This window comes from Polynucleobacter sp. MWH-UH2A, assembly GCF_018687195.1.
GTDB lineage: Bacteria > Pseudomonadota > Gammaproteobacteria > Burkholderiales > Burkholderiaceae > Polynucleobacter.
This window is the reverse complement of record NZ_CP061321.1, coordinates 272,753-294,052: the sequence shown is the minus strand read 5'-3', so window position 1 is coordinate 294,052 and position 21,300 is coordinate 272,753. Positions and strand designations below refer to the sequence as shown.

Annotated in this window: 27 protein-coding genes; 15 read left to right on the top strand and 12 right to left on the bottom strand. The window is 44.8% G+C overall.

Going from position 1 to position 21,300, the window contains the following annotated elements; all coding sequences use genetic code 11:
• Positions 1-2: 2 nt before the first annotated feature.
• On the bottom strand, positions 3-1,130 hold the full coding sequence (gmd, locus tag IC571_RS01600) for a GDP-mannose 4,6-dehydratase (protein WP_215317078.1): 1,128 nt from the start codon (positions 1,128-1,130) through the stop codon (positions 3-5).
• A gap of 65 nt (positions 1,131-1,195) precedes the next feature.
• Positions 1,196-2,662 carry a mannose-1-phosphate guanylyltransferase/mannose-6-phosphate isomerase gene (locus tag IC571_RS01595; RefSeq protein WP_215317076.1) on the bottom strand — a complete coding sequence of 489 codons (1,467 nt, stop codon included), beginning with the start codon at positions 2,660-2,662 and terminating at the stop codon, positions 1,196-1,198.
• Between the two features lie 203 nt (positions 2,663-2,865).
• Between IC571_RS01595 and IC571_RS01590 the strand changes: the two genes are divergently transcribed.
• Positions 2,866-3,012: a hypothetical protein gene (locus IC571_RS01590; protein WP_215317074.1), complete on the top strand. Its 147-nt coding sequence runs from the start codon at positions 2,866-2,868 to the stop codon at positions 3,010-3,012.
• Between the two features lie 52 nt (positions 3,013-3,064).
• Here the strand turns inward: IC571_RS01590 and IC571_RS01585 are convergent, their stop codons facing one another.
• From IC571_RS01585 to IC571_RS01555, 7 genes are all read right to left on the bottom strand, one after another.
• Positions 3,065-3,604 (bottom strand): HPP family protein, encoded by a 540-nt coding sequence (locus tag IC571_RS01585; protein ID WP_215317072.1) that lies wholly within the window; start codon positions 3,602-3,604, stop codon positions 3,065-3,067.
• Positions 3,605-3,760: 156 nt separating this feature from the next.
• The gene (locus IC571_RS01580; protein WP_173955069.1) at positions 3,761-4,069 is read right to left on the bottom strand and encodes a high-potential iron-sulfur protein; all 309 of its coding nucleotides are present in this window, start codon (positions 4,067-4,069) and stop codon (positions 3,761-3,763) included.
• Between the two features lie 394 nt (positions 4,070-4,463).
• On the bottom strand, positions 4,464-5,231 hold the full coding sequence (locus IC571_RS01575) for a GTP cyclohydrolase I (RefSeq protein WP_215317070.1): 768 nt from the start codon (positions 5,229-5,231) through the stop codon (positions 4,464-4,466).
• 14 nt (positions 5,232-5,245) lie between these two features.
• Positions 5,246-5,617, bottom strand: a complete 372-nt coding sequence (locus tag IC571_RS01570; protein WP_215317068.1) for an MAPEG family protein — start codon at positions 5,615-5,617, stop codon at positions 5,246-5,248.
• Positions 5,618-5,689: 72 nt separating this feature from the next.
• Complete coding sequence (plsY, locus tag IC571_RS01565; protein ID WP_215317066.1) at positions 5,690-6,322, bottom strand: glycerol-3-phosphate 1-O-acyltransferase PlsY; 633 nt, start codon at positions 6,320-6,322, stop codon at positions 5,690-5,692.
• Between the two features lie 54 nt (positions 6,323-6,376).
• The gene (gene xerD / locus IC571_RS01560; RefSeq protein ID WP_215317064.1) at positions 6,377-7,300 is read right to left on the bottom strand and encodes a site-specific tyrosine recombinase XerD; all 924 of its coding nucleotides are present in this window, start codon (positions 7,298-7,300) and stop codon (positions 6,377-6,379) included.
• Positions 7,293-7,778 (bottom strand): YajQ family cyclic di-GMP-binding protein, encoded by a 486-nt coding sequence (locus IC571_RS01555; RefSeq protein WP_215317062.1) that lies wholly within the window; start codon positions 7,776-7,778, stop codon positions 7,293-7,295. The genes xerD and IC571_RS01555 overlap by 8 nt, the downstream gene beginning before the upstream one ends.
• A 79-nt stretch (positions 7,779-7,857) precedes the next feature.
• On the opposite strand from IC571_RS01555, the gene murB reads away from it, so the two are divergent.
• The 3 genes from murB to IC571_RS01540 are packed head-to-tail and all read left to right on the top strand — an operon-like array spanning position 7,858 to position 9,667.
• Positions 7,858-8,895, top strand: a complete 1,038-nt coding sequence (gene murB, locus IC571_RS01550) for a UDP-N-acetylmuramate dehydrogenase (RefSeq protein WP_215317060.1) — start codon at positions 7,858-7,860, stop codon at positions 8,893-8,895.
• A 59-nt stretch (positions 8,896-8,954) separates the two neighbouring features.
• A complete protein-coding gene (locus IC571_RS01545) occupies positions 8,955-9,251 on the top strand; it encodes a type II toxin-antitoxin system HigB family toxin (protein WP_215317058.1) in 297 nt (98 codons plus the stop codon).
• Positions 9,252-9,256: 5 nt separating this feature from the next.
• Complete coding sequence (locus IC571_RS01540; protein WP_215317055.1) at positions 9,257-9,667, top strand: type II toxin-antitoxin system HigA family antitoxin; 411 nt, start codon at positions 9,257-9,259, stop codon at positions 9,665-9,667.
• Between the two features lie 6 nt (positions 9,668-9,673).
• Here IC571_RS01540 and xseA read toward each other — a convergent pair whose 3' ends face one another.
• Positions 9,674-10,888: an exodeoxyribonuclease VII large subunit gene (gene xseA, locus IC571_RS01535; protein WP_215317053.1), complete on the bottom strand. Its 1,215-nt coding sequence runs from the start codon at positions 10,886-10,888 to the stop codon at positions 9,674-9,676.
• A 323-nt stretch (positions 10,889-11,211) separates the two neighbouring features.
• On the opposite strand from xseA, the gene IC571_RS01530 reads away from it, so the two are divergent.
• The 7 genes from IC571_RS01530 to IC571_RS01500 all read left to right on the top strand — a co-directional run bounded on the left by IC571_RS01530 (position 11,212) and on the right by IC571_RS01500 (position 16,155).
• Positions 11,212-11,847, top strand: coding sequence for a MotA/TolQ/ExbB proton channel family protein (locus IC571_RS01530; protein WP_215317051.1), 636 nt, complete (start codon positions 11,212-11,214; stop codon positions 11,845-11,847).
• Positions 11,844-12,290 carry a biopolymer transporter ExbD gene (locus tag IC571_RS01525; protein WP_215317049.1) on the top strand — a complete coding sequence of 149 codons (447 nt, stop codon included), beginning with the start codon at positions 11,844-11,846 and terminating at the stop codon, positions 12,288-12,290. The genes IC571_RS01530 and IC571_RS01525 overlap by 4 nt, the downstream gene beginning before the upstream one ends.
• Positions 12,291-12,387: 97 nt before the next feature.
• Positions 12,388-13,398: a tetraacyldisaccharide 4'-kinase gene (gene lpxK / locus IC571_RS01520; protein WP_251373462.1), complete on the top strand. Its 1,011-nt coding sequence runs from the start codon at positions 12,388-12,390 to the stop codon at positions 13,396-13,398.
• A gap of 37 nt (positions 13,399-13,435) precedes the next feature.
• Positions 13,436-13,615, top strand: a complete 180-nt coding sequence (locus IC571_RS01515; protein WP_215317045.1) for a Trm112 family protein — start codon at positions 13,436-13,438, stop codon at positions 13,613-13,615.
• Between the two features lie 10 nt (positions 13,616-13,625).
• Positions 13,626-14,396: a 3-deoxy-manno-octulosonate cytidylyltransferase gene (gene kdsB, locus IC571_RS01510; RefSeq protein ID WP_215317043.1), complete on the top strand. Its 771-nt coding sequence runs from the start codon at positions 13,626-13,628 to the stop codon at positions 14,394-14,396.
• A gap of 120 nt (positions 14,397-14,516) precedes the next feature.
• The gene (gene adk / locus IC571_RS01505) at positions 14,517-15,182 is read left to right on the top strand and encodes an adenylate kinase (protein ID WP_215317041.1); all 666 of its coding nucleotides are present in this window, start codon (positions 14,517-14,519) and stop codon (positions 15,180-15,182) included.
• 1 nt (position 15,183) lies between these two features.
• Positions 15,184-16,155 carry a GDP-mannose 4,6-dehydratase gene (locus IC571_RS01500; RefSeq protein ID WP_215317040.1) on the top strand — a complete coding sequence of 324 codons (972 nt, stop codon included), beginning with the start codon at positions 15,184-15,186 and terminating at the stop codon, positions 16,153-16,155.
• Here the strand turns inward: IC571_RS01500 and nrdR are convergent, their stop codons facing one another.
• Together nrdR and glyA are read right to left on the bottom strand one after the other, a co-directional pair.
• Complete coding sequence (nrdR, locus tag IC571_RS01495) at positions 16,156-16,602, bottom strand: transcriptional regulator NrdR (RefSeq protein ID WP_068320514.1); 447 nt, start codon at positions 16,600-16,602, stop codon at positions 16,156-16,158.
• A 38-nt stretch (positions 16,603-16,640) separates the two neighbouring features.
• Positions 16,641-17,885, bottom strand: a complete 1,245-nt coding sequence (gene glyA / locus IC571_RS01490; protein ID WP_215317038.1) for a serine hydroxymethyltransferase — start codon at positions 17,883-17,885, stop codon at positions 16,641-16,643.
• 94 nt (positions 17,886-17,979) lie between these two features.
• Between glyA and tolQ the strand changes: the two genes are divergently transcribed.
• The 4 genes from tolQ to tolB all read left to right on the top strand — a co-directional run bounded on the left by tolQ (position 17,980) and on the right by tolB (position 21,242).
• A complete protein-coding gene (tolQ, locus tag IC571_RS01485; RefSeq protein WP_215317036.1) occupies positions 17,980-18,636 on the top strand; it encodes a protein TolQ in 657 nt (218 codons plus the stop codon).
• A gap of 11 nt (positions 18,637-18,647) precedes the next feature.
• Entirely contained in the window at positions 18,648-19,067 is a 420-nt protein-coding gene (gene tolR / locus IC571_RS01480) for a protein TolR (protein WP_215317035.1), read from the top strand.
• Between the two features lie 87 nt (positions 19,068-19,154).
• The gene (gene tolA, locus IC571_RS01475; protein ID WP_251373460.1) at positions 19,155-19,919 is read left to right on the top strand and encodes a cell envelope integrity protein TolA; all 765 of its coding nucleotides are present in this window, start codon (positions 19,155-19,157) and stop codon (positions 19,917-19,919) included.
• A 12-nt stretch (positions 19,920-19,931) separates the two neighbouring features.
• Entirely contained in the window at positions 19,932-21,242 is a 1,311-nt protein-coding gene (tolB, locus tag IC571_RS01470) for a Tol-Pal system beta propeller repeat protein TolB (RefSeq protein WP_256437691.1), read from the top strand.
• Positions 21,243-21,300 lie beyond the last annotated feature (58 nt).

The following is a 21,300-nucleotide window of genomic DNA, read 5'->3' as shown; positions in this document are numbered from 1 at the left end:
ACTTAAATTTCTTTACCCACCGCCACTGAATAGCCATGCTTAGTCAGCAATGCATGCTGCTTAGCTTTTTCAAGATCGCTATCGATCATCTCCACAATCATTTGGTCTAGGGTAATTTCTGGAACCCAGCCCAGCTTTTGCTTGGCTTTGGTTGGATCCCCAAGAAGGGTTTCCACCTCAGTGGGGCGGTAGTAGCGTGGGTCAATTTGTACGATCACATCACCCACTTTTAATGCTGGGGCTTTGTCACCCTCGATGGCGGTAACGATCGCTTTTTCATTTTCCTCTTTACCTTCAAACTTGAGTGTGATGCCTAACTGCTTAGCACTACGCGTAATATATTCACGAACGGTGAACTGCACACCCGTAGCAATCACAAAGTCTTCAGGTTTGTCTTGTTGCAACATGAGCCACTGCATACGAACATAGTCTTTAGCATGGCCCCAGTCACGTAAGGCATCGATATTACCCATGAATAAGCACTTCTCCAGGCCTTGAGCAATATTAGCGAGGCCACGTGTTACTTTGCGAGTAACAAAGGTTTCGCCACGACGCTTGGACTCATGATTAAACAAAATGCCATTACATGCATAAATGCCATATGCCTCACGATAGTTCACGGTAATCCAATAAGCGTACATCTTGGCAACTGCATATGGACTTCTTGGATAAAAAGGCGTGGTCTCTTTTTGTGGAATCTCTTGTACTAAGCCATAGAGCTCAGAAGTAGATGCTTGATAAAAACGGGTTTTCTTTTCCAAGCCCAAAATACGAATAGCTTCTAACATGCGTAGCGGTCCAATAGCGTCTACATCAGCGGTGTACTCAGGAGATTCAAAGGAAACAGCAACGTGCGATTGTGCGCCTAAGTTGTAAATTTCATCAGGCTGACATTCTTGAATAATGCGCACAAGGTTGCTGGTATCTGTTAAATCACCATAGTGCAAGATCAAATCAGGATGATTAATATGCGGATCTTGATAAATGTGATCAATGCGCTCTGTATTAAAAGAGGAAGCGCGGCGTTTGATGCCATGAACGATATAACCCTTTTCTAAAAGGAACTCGGCAAGATAGGAGCCGTCTTGGCCAGTAATTCCAGTAATCAGGGCAACCTTTTGTTTACTCATTATTTCAACTCTCTACTTTTTATATATTTCAATCATAATTTGTACTCCGTTAATTAGCTTGTGCCTTAATTTCTACCATAGGTATCTTCAAACCTCACAATATCATCCTCGCCCAGATAACTACCCGACTGGACTTCAATGATTTCTAGTGGGGCTGTGCCCGGATTGGCTAGGCGATGGGTTTGGCCTTGCGGAATATAGGTGCTTTGATTTTCGGTGAGGGTGATGACCTGGTCGCCATTGGTAATTTCGGCGGTGCCCTTAACTACAATCCAGTGTTCGGCGCGGTGATGATGCATCTGTAGTGAGAGGCTAGCACCAGGCTTAACTTGAATACGTTTCACTTTGAAATGCTCGCCCTCATCCACACTGTCGTACCAACCCCAAGGACGGGATACTTTGCGATGCAGATTTTTCTCTTCACGCTTCTGAGAGTCAAGTTGCCCAACAATATTTTTAACGTCTTGACTATTTTTTCTATCTGCAACAAGAACGGCATCTGAAGTTTCCACAATAATTAGATTCTCAATGCCAACAGCGCTCACTAAACGACTACTAGCATGTACTAATGAATTTTTCGAGTTTGTCAAAAGCGTATCGCCACTCGTAACGTTTCCATCTTGGTCTTGCTTACCAACTTGCCAGACGGCATCCCATGCACCTAGATCATTCCAGCCGGCGTTGAGTTCTACCATACGAATAGGAAAATGCGAGCCGGGGCATTTTTCAATTACGGCACAGTCAATCGATTCGCTAGGGATAGCATTAAATAAAGCTTTGTCAGGGCGCACAAAGACGGCATCGCCCGATGTGTCTGTGGTTTTGGTCTCCCAAGCCTGTTGTGTGGCCGCCAAGATATCAGGGCGATATGTCGCTAGGGCCGTCAACCAAACGCTGGCTTTAAGAACGAACATGCCACCATTCCAAAAGTAGCCCCCTTCAGCCAAATATTTTTTGGCAGTCGCTTCATTAGGCTTTTCGACAAATAGCTCAACGGCACATCCTTCTTCTGCACTTGCCACTTGATGATTGACTTTGATATAGCCATAACCCGTTTCAGGTGCTTTTGGCGTAATGCCTAAAATAGCAATGGCACCATCTTGTGCGATCTTGATGGCATTTGCCAATGCAGTGGTAAATGCCGCAGGATTGGTCACTGTTTGATCTGCAGGCGTGACTGCCAGTATTGGATCATTCCCCCGCTCTTTGGCATAGAGGGCTGCAAGGGTTAAAGCAGGGGCAGTATTTCGGCCTGATGGTTCAAGCAACATCGTCGCAGAAACATTCTTTAATTCACGTAATTGATCGAGCGCCAGAAAGCGATGGTCTTCATTCGTCACAATCAGTGTTGAGCCCAATACAATAGATTGATCTGCCACCGAATGAATTCGCTCAATGGCCTGCTGAAACAGACTTTGCCCAGACCCATCCCCTGAGAGCACCAAAAATTGTTTTGGAAAGCCTGAGCGTGAGAGAGGCCAAAGACGGGTTCCTGAACCTCCGCATAAAATGACAGGTAAGACTTGCGTCATGGGGAATGGCCAACCTTTTAAATGAATTGAGCTACTAATGTCGATCGTACTTAAACACCTAATTAGTTGTAGATTTTATCGCTTTATATGGTGGCAAAATTTTTTATAAAATAGGTTTGCTCCCCGTAAAAGCCCAAAATAGTGCTTAAGGGATCAACAAGTAGATAGGTAAGCAAAATTAACAAATTATTAAAGGAGCCCAAATGTCTGGTAGCAATATCCCCAAAATCAATGTCCGCAACTCCGTTAGCGAGTGTGCTCAATCCCTCAAGAAGGAAAACACAGGCAAGTATCACAACTACGGGATTAAAGACTGCATCGCGTCTATTGCCGCTACAAGGATCAAATAAACTAATCTAGCTTTTTTTGGCAAAAATAGGCCTATTTAGATCGAATTACGCACTATTTAGGCCTATTTGGATATTTTTTTCCTGTCAGGTTGCTATAGATCGCTCCCGCGGTGACAAGCAGTACTGAATCAATCATGACTGGGAAGAAGGCATATCGGTAGTGAGAAATGTGTCCAAGCACCACAATTAGAGCGACGGCTGCCGCAGGTGGATGCAAGCAACGCAAGATAAACATTCCCATGATCGACAAACCGGCAGCAATTGGCATGGCTAGCAAGGGCTCTGGAATCAACAAAAATACAGAAATACCAACCAGTGCCGATAGCGTGTTTCCAGCAATGACTGCCCAAGGCTGAGCCATGGGACTACCAGGCAGGGCAAATACCAATAAAGCACTTGCCCCCAAAGAAGCCATTAACCACTCGTCAATTCCCGCTAACTCACCCAGTAATTTGGCAACCGTAAAAACCAAGACCAAGCCAACTAATGCGCCAGCGCAAGCTCTAAACCTTTCAGCCCAACTGACCCCCGGTTGATCGCCCCCAAAGTAAAAGGAGTAGTGTTTGATCAGATATTTAGCTGTGTGTCTCATTTTGATTGGGCCGCCTAACTTAAGGGGTCATTAATAGTTTTCAGATGATCATAAACCCAAAGCACTTAATTGATTCGCCTGGCTTGAAAGAAGTTTTGGGTCAATAAAAAAGACCGCCGCAGCGGTCTTTTAATGCTAACTATTACTCAGACAACATTAAGCCTTCTTTGCATAAGCAGAGCACCAGCCTTTGCCAGCAACTTGCTTGCCTGCAAAGAGTGAGCAACCACCAGCAGCAGCGCCTGCCTTACCCTGGAACAATGCGCAGTTATCGCATTCTTGGCCAGCTGCATACTTAGCATATTTAGCTTTATCCACTTTAGTTGCATCTGCTTTATAGCCCAATGCTGCAGCTTGAGGATCAGTCTCAGCAACCATTGCTTGAGCCTGAACTTTACCGTTCAAAGCTAAAGTACAAGCACCTGCTGCAGACAAAATCATAAATTGGCGACGACTATTTTTCATATGCTCTCCAAAAGTAAAACAGTTAAGGACTGAAATCAAAAAACTCTAGAGCGATCATAGTGGAGAAGATTTGCACTTGCTAGGGGCGGCTTAACTCACTGATTTATATACAAATATAGATGAGAATAGTTCTCACCAAAATTACAGGCGGGAGGATTATTTCCAGCCCTTTAAATTCATGCAAGAAATTCGTTGCTTGAGATAAACACCATCAGGCGTCTCTGGATAAGAGTCAGCGCAATCCTTCATATCCTGCTTGTATGTTGTGGGGTTATTTTTTGCTGGATCATTATGCTGATTCGGACCCCCCCACAAGCAAATAAAAGAATCGGCACCATAAAGAAGCTTGCGCGCACAACTCCTATTGCCCCCACCTTTACTTTCTTATTCAACATTACTTACGATCAATCAGGGCTAAAAACTCTCTTCTAAGATTAGAGTCTTTCAAGAAAGCGCCACGCATCACGCTATTGATCATCTTTGAGTCTCGATCTTTCACGCCTCGCCACTGCATACAAAAGTGATCTGCGTCCATCACAACTGCAACACCGATTGGCTTGATTTTCTTTTCAAGCATATCTGCGAGTTCAACGACTGCTTCTTCCTGAATCTGTGGCCTGCACATGACCCATTCAGTTAATCGCGAATATTTGGACAAACCAATCAATGCTGACCCTTTGTTAGGCAATACACCGATCCAGATTCGTCCCATAATAGGACAAAGATGGTGCGAGCAGGCACTACAAACAGTAATTGGACCGATAATCATGAGCTCATTTAACTTGCTCACATTAGGAAACTTTGTCAGAGTAGGCTGGTCCACATACCGCCCACTAAATACCTCCTGGACATACATCTTCGCTACACGTCGACTAGTGTTTTGAGTATTGTGATCATTCTTTGTATCGATGACCAAACTCTCTAATACTGCTTGCATCTTTTGAGCAACTTCCTCCACCAAATCTTCAAGCTCACCAGGTTTAATAAACGCAGATATATTGTCGTTCGCATGAAAACGAGCTTTCTGTGCCTCGATGCGACGCCTGATCACAACAGAGAGTGGCGTTCCTACATCATCTTTCTTGGCCGTAGTTTTCTTAATAGCAGTTTTTTTCACCGCTACTTTTTTTGGTGCGTTACTTGGTGTTTTTTTCACAGTCATTTTGATGATTTTCTTTAGATCTGAAAAAATATAGCTATCACACACATAAGCCCTAGCAGCCAAACGATTGATCGAGTGGTTGGCCAATTGGCTACGTAGCAAATGAGATAGGCAATGCGGGCAATCACAAAGCCAATTGCCAGCAGATCAATTTTTGCTTGAGGTGCATTACTTACTGAAGTAATGATGACGGCAGCAAAAAACAGTGGAAGTGATTCAAATAAATTTGCTTGAGCAGCATTGGCTCTTGCCCTAAAGCCTGTCTGCTTGGCCAGCCATTGTCTTGGCATGCTGTTGTCGTATCGCTCAAAACCTTTTTTAGCAATTCCAGCGGCAACATACGGAAATAAACCCATAAACAAGATACATGCGTAGGCAATCGTCACTAGTGTCTCCTTCATCTATTTTTTGTCTTGCTTGTTTCTTGCTTTTTCTTATTTATTAATTGTCTTTAATTATCAGACTTTGCTCTTTTTAGAGCCGATACGACCCTCGGTGCCATTGAGTAGATTTTGAATATTACTTTTGTGACGCCAAATGAGCAGTATGCAGACCACTGCAAGAGCGATTGCCATTGGTTGGAAGCCAAATAAAAAAATAAAATAAATGGGGCCAAATACCGCGGCGGCCAAAGCAGCTAAAGAGGAATACCTTAGGAACACAGCCACAATGATCCAAGTACCAAGAGTGGCAATTCCTAAAATCAGATTGATGCCAAACAAAATGCCGCAAGCAGTAGCCACACCTTTACCACCCTTAAAGCCATGAAACGCTGGAAAAAGATGCCCTAGAAATACAGCGATAACTACACCGCAAAGTGTCCATGAATTTACATAGACACTAAGTGGTGGGTCTCCCAAAATAGCCCTCGCCAAAACAACAGCTAAAAAACCTTTTAAAGCATCGCCCAAAAAAGTCAGTCCCGCAGCGACTTTATTACCGGTGCGCAAAACATTGGTTGCGCCGGGGTTACCAGAACCATAAGAATGGGGATCAGGCAATCTCATGCATTTGCTCACTACTACCGCAAATGAAATCGAGCCGATGAGGTAAGCAACCAAAATTAATAATAGGTCTGAAGTAATAGTCATAGCGTCATCTTAATCACTTTTAAAGGTATTGAGATACTGGGGGCTCGTTTTTGGTTAGGCGCCACGAGGATGATGTTGCTGGTGGATCAATTTCAGACGCTCTCTGGCAACGTGAGTATATATTTGCGTCGTGGATATGTCTGCGTGGCCTAGCAATAGCTGCACCACCCTCAGGTCGGCACCATGATTGAGCAAATGGGTTGCAAAGGCATGTCTCAGAGTGTGGGGGGAAAGAGATATGGGTATATTGGCTAAAGTCGCATAACGCTTAATGAGCGCCCAAAAGGCTTGTCTCGTCAGTGCGGTGCCAGTGTGGCGCCCCACAAACACTGCCTCACTTGATTTACCCTCCAATAGCAAGGTGCGCGCCTCTGCGAAATACCGTCTCAACCATTGCCCTGCCTCACCGCCAAAAGGCACTAAACGCTCTTTGCCGCCTTTACCATTCACTACTCGCACCACTCCTTCATTTAATCCTAGGGCAACCGTCTTTAGAGAAACGATTTCTGAAACACGTAAGCCACTCGCATACATGAGCTCAAACATAGTGCGGTCCCGCAAACCCAAAGGGGTTTGGATATCGGGTGCATTGAGTAAAGCGGTAACCTGGTCTTCGCTAAGTGTTTTAGGAAAACGTAAAGCTTGTTTTGCTGCTCGTAGACCAATACAGGGGTCGCTCTTCACCAAATTCATGCGTAATGCATGACGATAAAAGCGCTTAAAGACGGTAAGACGTCGATTAGCAGTAGTTGCCTTATCAGCGCGACGGTGCGCTATGTAGGAAGTGAGATCTTTTTCTTGAACTGAATACAAATCAGCGCCTGACTGTTGATTTAACCATTGGGCTAGCAACAATAAGTCCCTTCGATAAGCTGACAAACTATTCTTTGACAGCCCATCCTCTAACCAGCAAGCATCACAAAAGCGCTCTATCGCTTCTTGACTTGCTGGTGCTATCTTAGGTGAATCATTAGTCACGAAAATTATTAAAGCCTAATGGTGCTTCCGTAACTTCTTTTTTCAATAAGGCCATGGTTGCCTGCAGGTCATCGCGCTTTGCCCCAGTAACACGCACAGCATCACCCTGAATACTTGCCTGCACTTTGAGTTTGCTGTCTTTAATAATGCGCACTACTTTTTTAGAAAGATCAGAAGTAATTCCCTTCTGAATTTTCATAGTTTGTTTACGCTTATCTCCGCCGATGGTTTCGGTCTTGTCATCTTTTAGATAGCGGACATCCACGTTGCGTTTAGCCATCTTGCTAATTAATACATCCCGCACTTGACCTAGCTTAAATTCATCATCGGCAAATAAAATTAACGTCTCATCCTTTTGCTCTACACGGCTATCTGAACCCTTGAAGTCAAAGCGATTGCTAATCTCCTTATTGGACTGCTCAATGGCATTTTTGAGCTCAACCATATCCGGTTCACACACAACGTCAAATGAAGGCATTTTTTACTCCCTATCTAATCAATTTTGCAATATCTTGCATTATCTGCGCTCTTGGCAAACATTCGAATAAGATTGTGGCATGAACTCCCCTCAAAACGCGTCTTCGAAGCCAAAATTAGTGCCGAATCTGAGCCTTAAGGAACGCAATACCTTTGGTTTTGAGGCAAGCACCGAGCTAGCCTATGAAATTACCTCTGCAGAGCAAATTCCAGTATTGATGCGAGAGGTATTGCATCAAAAATTGTCATGGCGGGTCCTAGGCGGTGGCAGTAATGTCATTTTGCCCAAGCTTTTACCCGGGGTAACTCTACTCATGAACATCACTGGCCAGGAAATCATTTCCTCGGATGACAGTTCGGTTTTGTTAGCAGCTGGCGGTGGCGTCAATTGGCATGAGTTTGTTACTTGGACTCTAGATCAAAATTTACCTGGCCTAGAGAATCTCGCACTCATTCCTGGAACTGTAGGGGCTGCTCCCATTCAGAATATCGGCGCTTACGGAGTTGAGATAGGCGAGTACATTGAATCTGTCGAAGCATTTGATGCAATCAATCAAACTTTTACCGCCTTCACAAAAGAACAATGTCAGTTTGCTTATCGTGATAGTCACTTTAAGAGAAACTCCAATCGTTTTATCGTAACAAGGGTTATTTTCAGAATTCCCAAACAATGGATGGCACGCATTCATTACGCTGATTTTCTAAAAGAGTTTTCGGGTGATTCTTCTCCGAGTCCTGAGGAAATCTTTCTAGCAGTTTGTAAGATTCGCACCCATAAGCTACCGGACCCTAAGGTGATTGGGAATGCAGGTAGCTTCTTTCAGAACCCGATTGTTCCAGCAGAACAATTCGAGACCTTAATTCACAAATTCCCAGAATTAGTTTCATACCCCAATGCTGCAGGCAAACGCAAGCTTGCTGCGGGTTGGCTAATTGATCAATGTGGCTTCAAAGGTCAGCGGATGGGCAATGTAGGCGTCTACGAAAATCAAGCCCTAGTGTTAGTCAACTATGGCAATGGAACAGCTCAAGATATCCTTGGTCTTGCTAAATGCATTCAAGATAAGGTAGATGATCTGTTTGGCGTAAAGCTAGATATTGAGCCCAATATTCTTTAACTTGATATTCCCTTGCAGATCTAAAGGGCTAATTTTTGTTCTCGCTGACATATTGCAAATTGCAATATAATCCTCAGATAAAAGTAATCACTAATCGTCGTTTGCTGGATTTTCCTGAACGTTACAAAGATGCTTTTGAACCCCTTCAATCCTGGAGAAAATTGATCGAATTTGGATCCTACAAAAACTTTGCAGAATTAAAGCAAGTTTTCAGATCAGCTGACAAGGTTGGGGATTTGTTTGTTTTTAATATTTGTGGAAATAAATATCGTTTAATTACATTTTTACAGTTTGAAAGACAGCTTTGTTACATCAAAGCTGTTTTAACGCATAAAGAATATGACAAAGATGGGTAGAAGAAATGAACTTAAATGACCTCAAAAAGGCTTGGGAAAATCTATCTAAAACAGTTAATCTAAGTCCCATTCGCACTGAAAAACAATACAAGAAAATGGTGCAATTGGCAGATATGCTTTCGGATGTCATTGCCTCTTCAAAAAAACATTCTTTACTGGATCTATTTGAACTAGTAAGCGAGCTCATTCGCGCATACGAACACGAGCATTTTCCAGTTAAAGATGCGAAGCCCCAAGATATCTTGGCGTTCTTAATGCAAGAACACCATCTAAAGCAATCCGATTTACCTGAAGTTGGAAATCAAAGCGTCATCTCACAAATCCTAGCAGGAGCCCGTCAACTTAATGTAAGGCAAATTAATGCATTAGCTAAAAGATTTAAGGTGTCAGCTGGAGTATTTTTTGAGCGAGCCTAAATTCAATTACTGTTTCTTTACTATTTTTGATAGCTCAATCTCAGCCTGTCCATCAGCCAAACATACCTGATAGGCGACATTCATGGTTAATTCTCTTGGATCTCGTATTGCTCTGAAATCTTCTTTTTCTTTCTTAAGCACTACCGCATAACCTCTCTCAAGCGTTCTTTGTGGATTGAGCATCTCGAGCTGTGATTGATGGTGGGATTGATTACGCCTCCAATTTTCCATGCGCACCGACCAAGCTTGATTGATACGTTGTTGCAAGCTCGTCATTTGTTCGCGCATACGATCAGGATTAGGTAACGCATGGCTTAATCTCAAGGCTAATTGATCTAGTGTTTGCGCCTCTCGCTCAACGCGCTGATTGATACGCTGCAAAAGCGCCTGCATGATGGCATCGAGCTCTTGAAGCATTTGATCTCTGCGAGGTGCAGCTAGCTCTGCAGCCCCTGTGGGTGTTGGAGCTCGCAGATCCGCCACAAAGTCTGCAATTGTGAAATCTGTCTCGTGACCAACGCCGCTCACTACTGGAATGCTAGAGCTTGCGATTGCATATGCCAGTTGTTCGTCATTAAAAGCCCACAGGTCTTCGATACTACCGCCACCACGCACCAACAAAATGACATCCACTGCTTTTTCTTGTTCTACAGCCTTCAGTGCAGCAATAATTCCTGCGGGAGCATCCGGCCCCTGAACTAAGGTTGGATAAATCACGATCGGGATATGTGGTGCACGCCTTGCCAATGTGCTGAGTACATCCTTTAAAGCCGCTGCTTGTGGTGAAGTCACAATACCAATCGATCTTGGATGTGATGGGATCTCTCGTTTGCGATCTTCATCGAATAAACCTTCTTTTGCTAGCTTGGTTTTGAGCTTCAGAAATGCTTCATACAAACCACCCATGCCAGCACGGCGCAAAGTTTGAATCGTGAGTTGGATGTCACCCCTAGGAACATACATACTGAGATTGGCGCTGACCTCAACCAAGTCGCCAGACTGGGGCATAAAACCTACTTGACCATTGCGACCCCTAAACATCACACAACGAATTTGACCTTCCTCATCCTTCAATGAGAAATACCAATGCCCGCTGTCATAGGCTTTGAAGTTAGAAATCTCCCCGCTCACCCACACCGTATCGAAGCGGTCCTCCAAAGAGGCAGCAATAGCGCGGTTCAGATCGCCAACAGACAGAATTTCCTTTGATTTTTCTGGCATTCCCGACATTTTTTCTTTCAACTCCCTAAATCATCAGGCTTTGAGGGCAATAAATATCCACAGAAACTGATTGGCTCTAGGTTAAATAATCATAAGTAAGCAATTACCGACCTGAAACGTCTCATAAGTACTACAGTTAATTTACAAGCCTTTGATTTATATACTGAAATTACTCAACCATCATAAGGCGTTTTGATGAGGTTTCCACCCTTTCCACCATCAATCAATGACTTAGCTTGCCCCCACGAAAAAGTTTTGCACAGAGTTATCCACAGGCAAGCTTTATAAGAAGGGTCCAATAATTCAGCTAAAGTACTGAGCTTATGTACTCCATCTTACTATCTGCTGGCTGGCCTATTTGGCCTCTTTTAATACTTTCAATCATCGGCCTAGCCATTGTGATTGAGCGAACTTGGTATTTAAGACAAGTTCATATTTTTCCAACAGGCACCCTAGAGACAGCATTTTCCCTTTGCAATCAATTGCTTGGCCAAAAATCTATTGCGCATGAGCAAATTACGCAATTAACCCAACTTTCTCCCGCAAGCCCATTACTTGCTTGCGCTCTACGGGAGAAATCTGCAGGCAACAGCGCACAGTCGGCTTTGGAAGAGTTGCAAGCCATGGCACAAAGTACTTGGCTCAAATTTGATCGCTACCTTGGTGTGCTAGCAACCATTGCAACAGTTGCCCCCTTATTAGGCTTGTTTGGTACCGTCGTAGGCATGATTGAAATCTTTGGCAGCCAAGGTGCTGTGAATGGTACTGGCAGCCCTCAACAGCTTGCTCATGGCATTTCTGTTGCGCTTTACAACACCGCCTTTGGTTTGCTGATTGCCATTCCAGCATTAGCGAGCTGGCGCGCATTACGTGCCATTGCCAACCAACGTCAACGTGAGTGTGAAGAATTCACACGCCAACTATTTAAAAAACTTTATCCAACTGAATCTAACTCATGAGTTGGTTACAAACACACTCGAAATCTGGAAATTCATTTTCTTTAGGAGCAAATTCTGTTTCTACTGAACCAGAAATTAATCTCATTCCATTTATCGATGTATTGTTAGTGGTGTTGATCTTTTTAATGATCTCCACAACCTTTACACGCTATCAAGAGCTAGCTATTACCCTACCAACAGCTAGTGGCAACGCGTCACAAGTAGAGAGTAAACAAGTACATATTGCTGTCAGCCGTGATGGGCGTTTTGCGATTAATGGCAAGGTAACAGACTCATCTCAGTTAAGCAATGCCCTAACCCAACTGAGTAATAAAGATAGCAACCTTCAGGTCAATATCGATGCCGATGCCAAAGCGCCTCATCAATCTGTGATGACAGCCTTAGAAGCAGCGCGCGATGCAAACCTTTCAAATATTGTCTTTAGCAGTCAGACAAAAAAGTAATCAAGATCTGATCGCAAAGGCTATGTCGCTATCTTTTTTTCGCAAAGCACCCAAATTTTGGGAAAGTCGTGGGCCTACCAGCCTATTACTGTGGCCCTTGTCCTGGCCGTATGGATTGCTCTTACGTGCTCGCAAAATCATTAACGATTTAGATATTGGAAACGCCAAACCCACACCAGTCCCCATCGTTATTGTGGGCAATATTCGGGTAGGCGGCACTGGTAAGACGCCAATCGTGATTGCGCTGGCGCAGCAACTGTCGCAATTAGGCTGGAAGCCTGGAATTATTAGTAGGGGTTATGGCTCGTCGATGCAAACTGCGCCACTTCAAGTAAGTACTGATTCAGATCCGCTGGTTGTCGGTGATGAACCAGTATTAATCGCGAAACGCACCCATAATCAATTTCCAATTTGGGTTTTTCCTAAGCGCCAAGAAAGTATCCGAGCTTTACTGAGAAATTCACCCGAAGTAAATGTGATTATTAGTGACGACGGATTACAGCATCGAGGATTGGTTCGCTGGCCAGCCCGCGAAGGGGGTCGTGATGTGGAATTTGTCGTGCGCGATGATCGAGGTGAAGGTAATCGATTCCTGCTACCTGCAGGACCTCTGCGCGAGCCTGCGTCTCGTGAACGCGATGCAACACTCTTTACTAGCGCATCAAAAAACCCAAAAGCTGGATCTTCTGACGAGTACTTTTTAGGTCACCGATCTTTTAATCTATCCAATCAGTTAGATACGCCATACCAACTAATCAATCCTGCACACACCCAATCTTTTGAGCAGATTGCAGAGCAATTTTTACCAAAGAACATTATTGCGGTTGCTGGACTTGGGAATCCTCAACGCTTTTTCAACGATCTAGCAAAACATGGTATCACTGGTAAACATATTCCGCTACCAGACCATGCCACTTTCACGCCCGAGTTTTTCAATGCTATCAGGGCGCAATGTATTTTGATTACCGAAAAAGATGCAGTGAAGTGCTCTGGCATCTCTGATGAGCGGATTTGGGTTGTCCCAATGTCATTGCGGTTACCTGAAAATCTCATGGAATGGCTGCAATCAATTTTGCAGAGACCCGATCCGCGTCGCTATACTCTCTAACAGAACCTACCCTTAGTTAATTTATATATAAATCATCATGGACAAACGACTACTCGATATCTTGGTTTGCCCCTTATGTAAAAGCCAATTGCAATTAGATTCCGACAAGAATGAACTCATCTGCAAAGCAGATCGCCTTGCCTACCCCATTCGCGAAGATGTACCAGTGATGCTAGTCGAAGAAGCACGTAGTTTGAGTGCTGACGAAGTTCTCTAAAACATTACTTATGAGTCAATCTGGAAGCCCTGATTTTTTAGTTGTCATACCCGCAAGACTAGGCTCAACACGACTACCTCGCAAGCCTCTTGCAGATATTGGTGGCAAACCTATGGTTGTTAGAGTTGCCGAGCAAGCCAAAAAATCCTTAGCGCAAAGCGTGGTGGTTGCAACAGACTCAGCAGAGATTCAAGCGGTATGCGATGAGCATCGTATTGAATGCTTACTTACCAGCGAAGATCACCCCACTGGTACAGACCGTCTTGCTGAAGTAACTCAATTGCTCAAATTACCAAACAATGCTTTAGTGGTAAATGTGCAAGGTGATGAACCACTCATTCCACCAGAACTGATTAATCAAGTTGCGCAAACACTAGCCGATCACCAAGAGTGTGCTATTTCAACAGTTGCCGTACAAATCGATGATGAAGCAGAAATTCAAAATCCTAATGTTGTTAAGGTAGTTTTAAATAGGGCTGGTGAGGCACTTTATTTCTCGAGAGCACCAATCCCCTTTGTGAGAGATGCTGGAAAAGAAAATAAAACCGCACCTACACCACATTTACGTCATTTGGGCATCTACGCCTATCGCGCTGAATTTTTGCAAGCCTACACTCGGCTTGATCCAGCCCCACCAGAAAAAGCAGAAGCATTAGAGCAGCTCAGGGCACTTTGGAATGGCTACCGAATTGCGGTTCATATCGCCGCTCAGACTCCGCCTGCCGGTGTCGATACCCCAGAGGACTTAGAGCGCGTTAGAAGCGCTTTTAACCCCTCCTAAACGCCCCCTACCCACCTCTTTTATGGGCTTGCCAAGGGTTCTCGGGGATAATCCTTAGAACCATACATAAATGATCCCGACAAAATACGGGACAATGACTGCTCTTCTAAGGGGAAAAAAATGCGGTTAATTCTGCTCGGTGCACCAGGTGCTGGCAAAGGCACACAAGCTCAATTTATTTGTGAAAAATTTGGTATTCCACAAATTTCTACTGGCGACATGTTACGCGCTGCTGTAAAAGCAGGAACCGAACTAGGCGTTGCAGCTAAAAAAATCATGGATGCCGGTGGCTTGGTTTCTGATGACATCATCATCGGCTTGGTTAAGGATCGCCTGACCCAACCTGATTGCAGTAAAGGTTATTTATTTGATGGTTTCCCTAGAACTATTCCTCAAGCACAGGCCATGAAAGATGCTGGCGTGCCGATTGATTACGTTTTAGAAATCGATGTCCCATTTGATGCCATTATTGATCGCATGAGTGGGCGTCGTGTTCATCCTGCTTCAGGCCGTACGTATCACATCAAATTTAACCCTCCCAAAGTGGAAGGCAAAGATGATGTCACTGGCGAACCCCTCATTCAGCGCGATGACGACAAAGAAGAAACTGTTCGCAAGCGTTTGCAGGTTTACGATAGCCAAACGCGCCCACTGGTTGAGTACTATTCTTCATGGGCTGCCCAAGCTAGCCCTGCAGACAAAGTGAAAGCGCCTGCTTATAGAAAAGTGAATGGTACTGGCAGCGTTGATGACATCACCGCTTCCATCTTTGCTGTTCTGAAGTAAATTGACATCCAAAAAAGCATTAATCATCGGCATCACCGGGCAAGATGGTGCTTACCTAGCTAAGCACCTTCTATCCAAAGGATATGAAGTCACTGGCTCGTCACGGGATGTGATGTCCTCGAGCTTCAGCAATCTCAATAGCCTCGGCATTCGCTCGCAAATCAAACTGCTTTCAGTATCCATTAATGACTTTAGAAGTGTTTTTAATGCCATTCAATCAGTAGATCCTGATGAGATCTATAACCTTGCGGGTCAGACCTCTGTTGGCTTGTCCTTCGATCAACCGGTTGAAGCAATTGAGAGTATTGCGATTGGCACTCTCAATATTCTAGAAGTCATCCGCCTCTTAAATAAGCCGGTTCGTTTTTATAACGCGGGTTCAAGTGAGTGCTTTGGCGATACAGGAGATAAACCCGCGAACGAACAGACACCGTTCGCACCACGCAGTCCTTATGCTGTAGCCAAATCAACTGCAAAGTGGCTCATCAATAGCTACCGCGAATCTTACGGCTTATATGCTTGCACAGGCATCTTGTTTAACCATGAGTCGCCATTGCGTCCAGAACGTTTTGTTACACAAAAAATTATTGCAGGTGCTGCCAAAATTAAAGCTGGGCAGATCAATAAACTTCAACTCGGTAATTTAGATATCTCACGCGATTGGGGTTGGGCTCCCGAGTATGTTCAGGCGATGTGGCTGATGATGCAACTAGATCAGCCAGATGACTTCGTCATAGCGACCGGCAGAAAAGAGTCACTCAAATACTTTGCGGCAAAGTCTTTCGAATACTTTGACTTAGATTGGCAAAAGTATGTAGAAATTGAGTCCAGCTTCTTTAGACCTAATGAGATTGCCTCAAGCGTAGGTAACCCTGAAAAAGCCATTAATACTCTTGGCTGGACCAAGCCGACTGACGTTGATGGCGTCATCAAGATGATGTGCGCGGAACAAGCAAAGAAATATCAGCTTTAGTTATTTCAACTCTTTAAGAGCGCTCTCAAAAGACTCAATATCCGCAAAGCTTCGATATACAGAGGCAAATCGTATGTAGGCCACCTTATCAAGGCGCTTCAGCTCGCGCATTACGAGCTCACCAACGCGCTCACTCGGAATCTCTTTTTCACCCAAACTCAGTAATTTTTCTTCAATGCGAGCAATAGACTCATCAACAGAATCTGACGAAACAGGGCGCTTTCTAAGAGCAAGTTTTAGTGAGCTTGCTAACTTATCGTGACTGTATTCAACGCGACTGCCGTTCTTTTTAACGATTGCAGGTAGCGCTAGTTCAACTCGCTCATAAGTTGTGAAGCGCTTATCGCACTTGGCACAACGGCGACGGCGGCGAATAGTATCGCCCTCGTCAGATACCCTGGTATCTAAGACCTGGGTATCGTCGTTATGGCAAAAAGGGCAGCGCATTGGTGGTTAATTGTTGTTACTTGCTTTTGCTTATTAAGTTAACCGTAAACAGGGAAGCGCTTGGTTAACTCTGCAACTTGAGCGCGCACTTTGGCAATATTGTCAGGATCATTTGGATTATCCAAAACATCCGCTATGAAATTACCCACCTGTCTTGCTTCAGCCTCTTTAAATCCACGCGTTGTCATTGCCGGTGAACCCAAGCGAATACCACTAGTTACCATTGGCTTTTCTGGATCATTTGGAATGCCATTTTTGTTGCAAGTAATGTGGGCTTCACCTAAAACACGTTCAGCTTCTTTACCAGTCATTTTCTTGGCTCGCAAATCCACCAACATCACATGTGAATCAGTGCCACCAGAAACAATCCGCAATCCACGAGAGATTAAGGCCTCTGCCAATGCTTTTGCATTTGCAACAACTTGCTTTTGGTAATCCTTAAAGCCTGGCTCTGCTGCTTCTTTAAAGGCAACTGCTTTAGCAGCAATCACATGCATCAAGGGGCCGCCCTGTAAGCCTGGGAAGACCGCAGAGTTAATGGCTTTCTCATGCTCAGCCTTCATCAAGATGATGCCGCCACGTGGGCCGCGCAAGCTCTTGTGTGTTGTAGAAGTCACGATATCAGCATGAGGAACTGGGTTTGGATAAACACCCGCAGCAACCAAACCAGCATAGTGCGCCATATCCACCATGAAAATCGCGCCCACTTCTTTGGCTAATTTACCAATGCGCTCAAAATCAATTTTCTTAGAGTAAGCAGATGCGCCTGCAATGATTAATTTAGGCTTGTGCTCACGAGCCAAAAGTTCCATTTGCTCATAATCAATTTCTTCATTTTTATCTAAACCATATGCGATTGGGTTAAACCACTTACCGCTCATGTTCAATGCCATGCCGTGAGTCAAGTGACCACCTTCAGCCAAACTCATTCCCATAAAGGTATCGCCTGGCTTTAAGAAAGCCAAGAAAACCGCTTGGTTTGCAGAAGCACCACAATGGGGTTGTACGTTTGCTGCTTCAGCACCAAACAAAGCTTTCACACGATCAATGGCTAACTGCTCCGCAACATCTACAAATTCACAGCCGCCGTAGTAACGCTTGCCTGGATAGCCTTCAGCATATTTATTGGTCAATTGGGAACCCTGGGCTGCCATGACTGCTGGGGAAGTGTAGTTCTCAGAAGCAATCAGCTCAATATGGTCTTCTTGACGCTTGTTTTCGTTCTGGATAGCTTCCCATAACTGGGGGTCGATTTTGGCTAAGGTGTTCTGACGGTCAAACATGATAAAAATCCTAGGGTGTTGAGTAATGAACTAACTAAGAATTGGGTTATTCCATTAAGTAAGTAAAATTAACCTACATCATACAAAATCCACCATGACTACTACACAAGACCTTTCTTTTCTATCCCTAGTCCTCAATGCCAGCCTATTAGTCCAGTTGGTAATGGTGTTATTACTAGGTATGTCCATAGCCTCTTGGACCATTATTTTCAAGAAAACCGCCATTTTGCGGGGGGTTCGCCAAGATACAGACCGTTTTGAGCGCGATTTTTGGTCTGGCGGCGACCTCAACACCCTACTGGAGGCAGCCCAGCGCAATACTCGCAGCGATGCCGTGCTTGAGCATATCTTCGAAGCTGGCATGCAAGAGTTCATGAAAGTTCATGAAATCGATGCCGCTCGCAGAGCAATGAAAGCCACCTACCAAAGAGAGATGGATGCTTTAGAAGCGAATTTGCCATTTTTAGCATCTGTTGGCTCTGTCTCTCCTTACATCGGCCTCTTTGGCACCGTATGGGGAATCATGCACTCTTTTCGCGGTTTAGCAAACGTACAAAATGCAACGCTCTCCGCAGTTGCTCCTGGTATTGCTGAAGCGTTGATTGCTACTGCGATTGGTTTATTTGCAGCGATTCCAGCGGTAGTTGCATACAACCGCGCGGCAACCGATGTAGATCGTCTAGCGATTCGTTTTGAAACTTTCATTGAAGAGTTCACTAACATCTTGCAACGTCAAACGGCGGGTCGCTAAGGAGTATCAGCATGGCCAACTCTTCCCTGCGCAAATCCAAACGCCGTGCCAAGGCCGAGATCAACGTCGTTCCTTACATTGATGTGATGTTGGTGTTACTAGTGATCTTTATGGTCACTGCTCCCATGGTTAATCCGGGCGTGGTTAATCTTCCCACTGTTGGTGGCGCTAAAGTACAAGCATTACCACCTGTCTTTTTAACCATCGATGCCAATGAAAGCGTCATCGTGCGTAAAGATGGCGAACCCGTTCAAACGCTGACTCCTTTTGAGCTTGGGGCATTTGCTAGAACACAAGCTGAAAAATCAGCTGAACAACCCGTTGTACTTGCAGCAGATAAATCGATTAAGTACGAGACCGTGATGAATGTCATGTCTAAGCTTAAAGAAAATGGTGTCAAGCGCGTTGGCCTCGCGGTGAAGAGCCAGTAGGGCCTTGGCCTATTTCAGCCATTTCATTTATCCATGAATAGCGCAGCCACTTTTCAATCATCACCCTCTCCGTTTAAGCGGGGACGATTGACTAAACAAGAGAGCACAAAGCGCGCCTTTACATTTTCGCTCATCGCACATCTGGGATTGCTCGCTTTTTTGGTCACTGGTATCAGTTGGAATAATTCCACGCCATCTGGTGTTGAAGTGGAGCTTTGGGATTCAACCCCTCGAGTTGAAACGCCACCCGAGCCAGAATTAAAAAGCGTAGTCAAAGAAGAAGCGGCTGATATTGCCGTTAAGAAAAAGAAGGTAGAGAAAGAGCCGCCCAAGAAAGAAGTGGTCAAAGAAAAACCGAAAGCAACAAAGCCACCTCCACCAAAAGAGAAGGAAAAGGAAGCGCCTAAGAAGGTGGAACCAGCCAAAAAAGTAGAAGCAAAATCACCGGCGGAAACTAAAGCCAATACCGCTGCAGATAAAGTTCGCGCCGATCAATTAGCTAGACTCAGAGCCGCTGCTGGGGCTGAAGGGGGTAGTGGTGGCACATCTGGAGGCGGTGTTGGTGGTGGCGGTAATGCGCCTCCTGGCTGGACAGATAAAGTGATTAAGAAGGTAAAGCCGCTGATCGTTTTCAACCCAGAATCCGTTACCGGCAATCCAGCAGCAGTGATACAAGTGAACCTCGCACCCGATGGGGCCATTTTGAGCACTAGCGTTCTTACATCCAGCGGTAATCCCGCCTGGGATCGAGCCGTGCTTTTAGCTTTATCCCGTGCTGAAAGCTTGCCAAAAGACGACAATGGCAAAATTCCACAACGCGAAGTGAAATTGACCTTTAAACCAAAAGACTAATAAGGCTAAAGCATGCTGCAGTTATTCAAAAAAATGATTCGTACATTCAGCTTGATTGGCATCGCTATTGCTGTTTCGACTTTAAGTTTTATCAGTCCAGTCCTCGCGCAAATGAATATTGAAATTACCGGCGTGGGCCAGTCTCTCTACCCTATCGCAGTCATGCGCTTCAAAGATGAAAATAAATTACCGGCCAGCGTTACGGAAATTATTCGTCAAGACTTAGCTCACAGTGGTTACTTCAAGAACACTGAAAATGGAAACACAGTTGAGGGTGATGACGGCACACCTAACTACAAGTCATGGGCTGCTCGCGGTGCCGATGCGCTGGTAGTTGGTTCAGTAGTGCAAACGGGGAATGGCCAGCTTGAGATTCATTACAAACTATTTGATATTCGCAAATCTCAAAGTTTAGGTGGACTCAATATCAATTCTAGCGCGGATAACTTACGCGCAGCAGCCCATAAAATTGCCGATGACATTATTTATAAATTACTAGGCGAGCGGGGCGTCTTCTCCACTCGCTTGTCCTATGTCATCAAAGAGGGTAAGCGCTATCGCTTGGTGATCTCTGATGCAGATGGTCAAAATATTCGTAATGCGATGAATAGTGGCGAGCCGATTATTTCCCCGTCATGGTCACCTGATGGCAAGAAGGTAGCCTATGTTTCTTTTGAAGATCGCAAGCCGGTGATCTACGTACATGAGCTTGCAACTGGTCGCCGGATTTCTCTCTCTAATCAGAAAGGTAACAATAGTGCTCCCGCTTGGTCACCCGATGGAAAAAAATTAGCGATCTCATTATCGAAAGATGGCAATACTCAAATTTATGGAATCAATGCTGATGGCACTGGATTGCATCGCCTAACTCGCGGCAATACCATTGATACTGAACCACAATATTCTGCAGATGGTCGCTATATTTATTTCACGAGTGATCGCGGCGGTAATCCACAGATCTATCGCATGAGTGCTGACGGAGAGCAAGTGGAAGGTGCTAAGCGCGTTACCTTCAAACAAGGTTTCGTTACTTCTCCTCGCATCTCACCAGATGGCAAATACTTAGCCTATATTGCCAATGTTGGTGGTGCATATCGTTTGTATATTCTGAACCTTGCTACTGGTGATGCTCAAGCGTTAACCGATGGCAGCAGTGATGAATCTCCATCCTTTGCAGCCAATGGCCGTTATGTACTGTATTCAACCAAGGTCAACGGCAAGCGCGTCTTAGCCGCGGTATCGGTTGACGGCAACTCCAAGCAAGTACTGAGTATTCCGGGATCCGATGTGCGTCAGCCATCCTGGGGTCCTTTCATGGACTAAAACACTTTTTTGAAGGTGAAATACGCATTTTGGATGCGCTTGGGGGCATAATATTGTC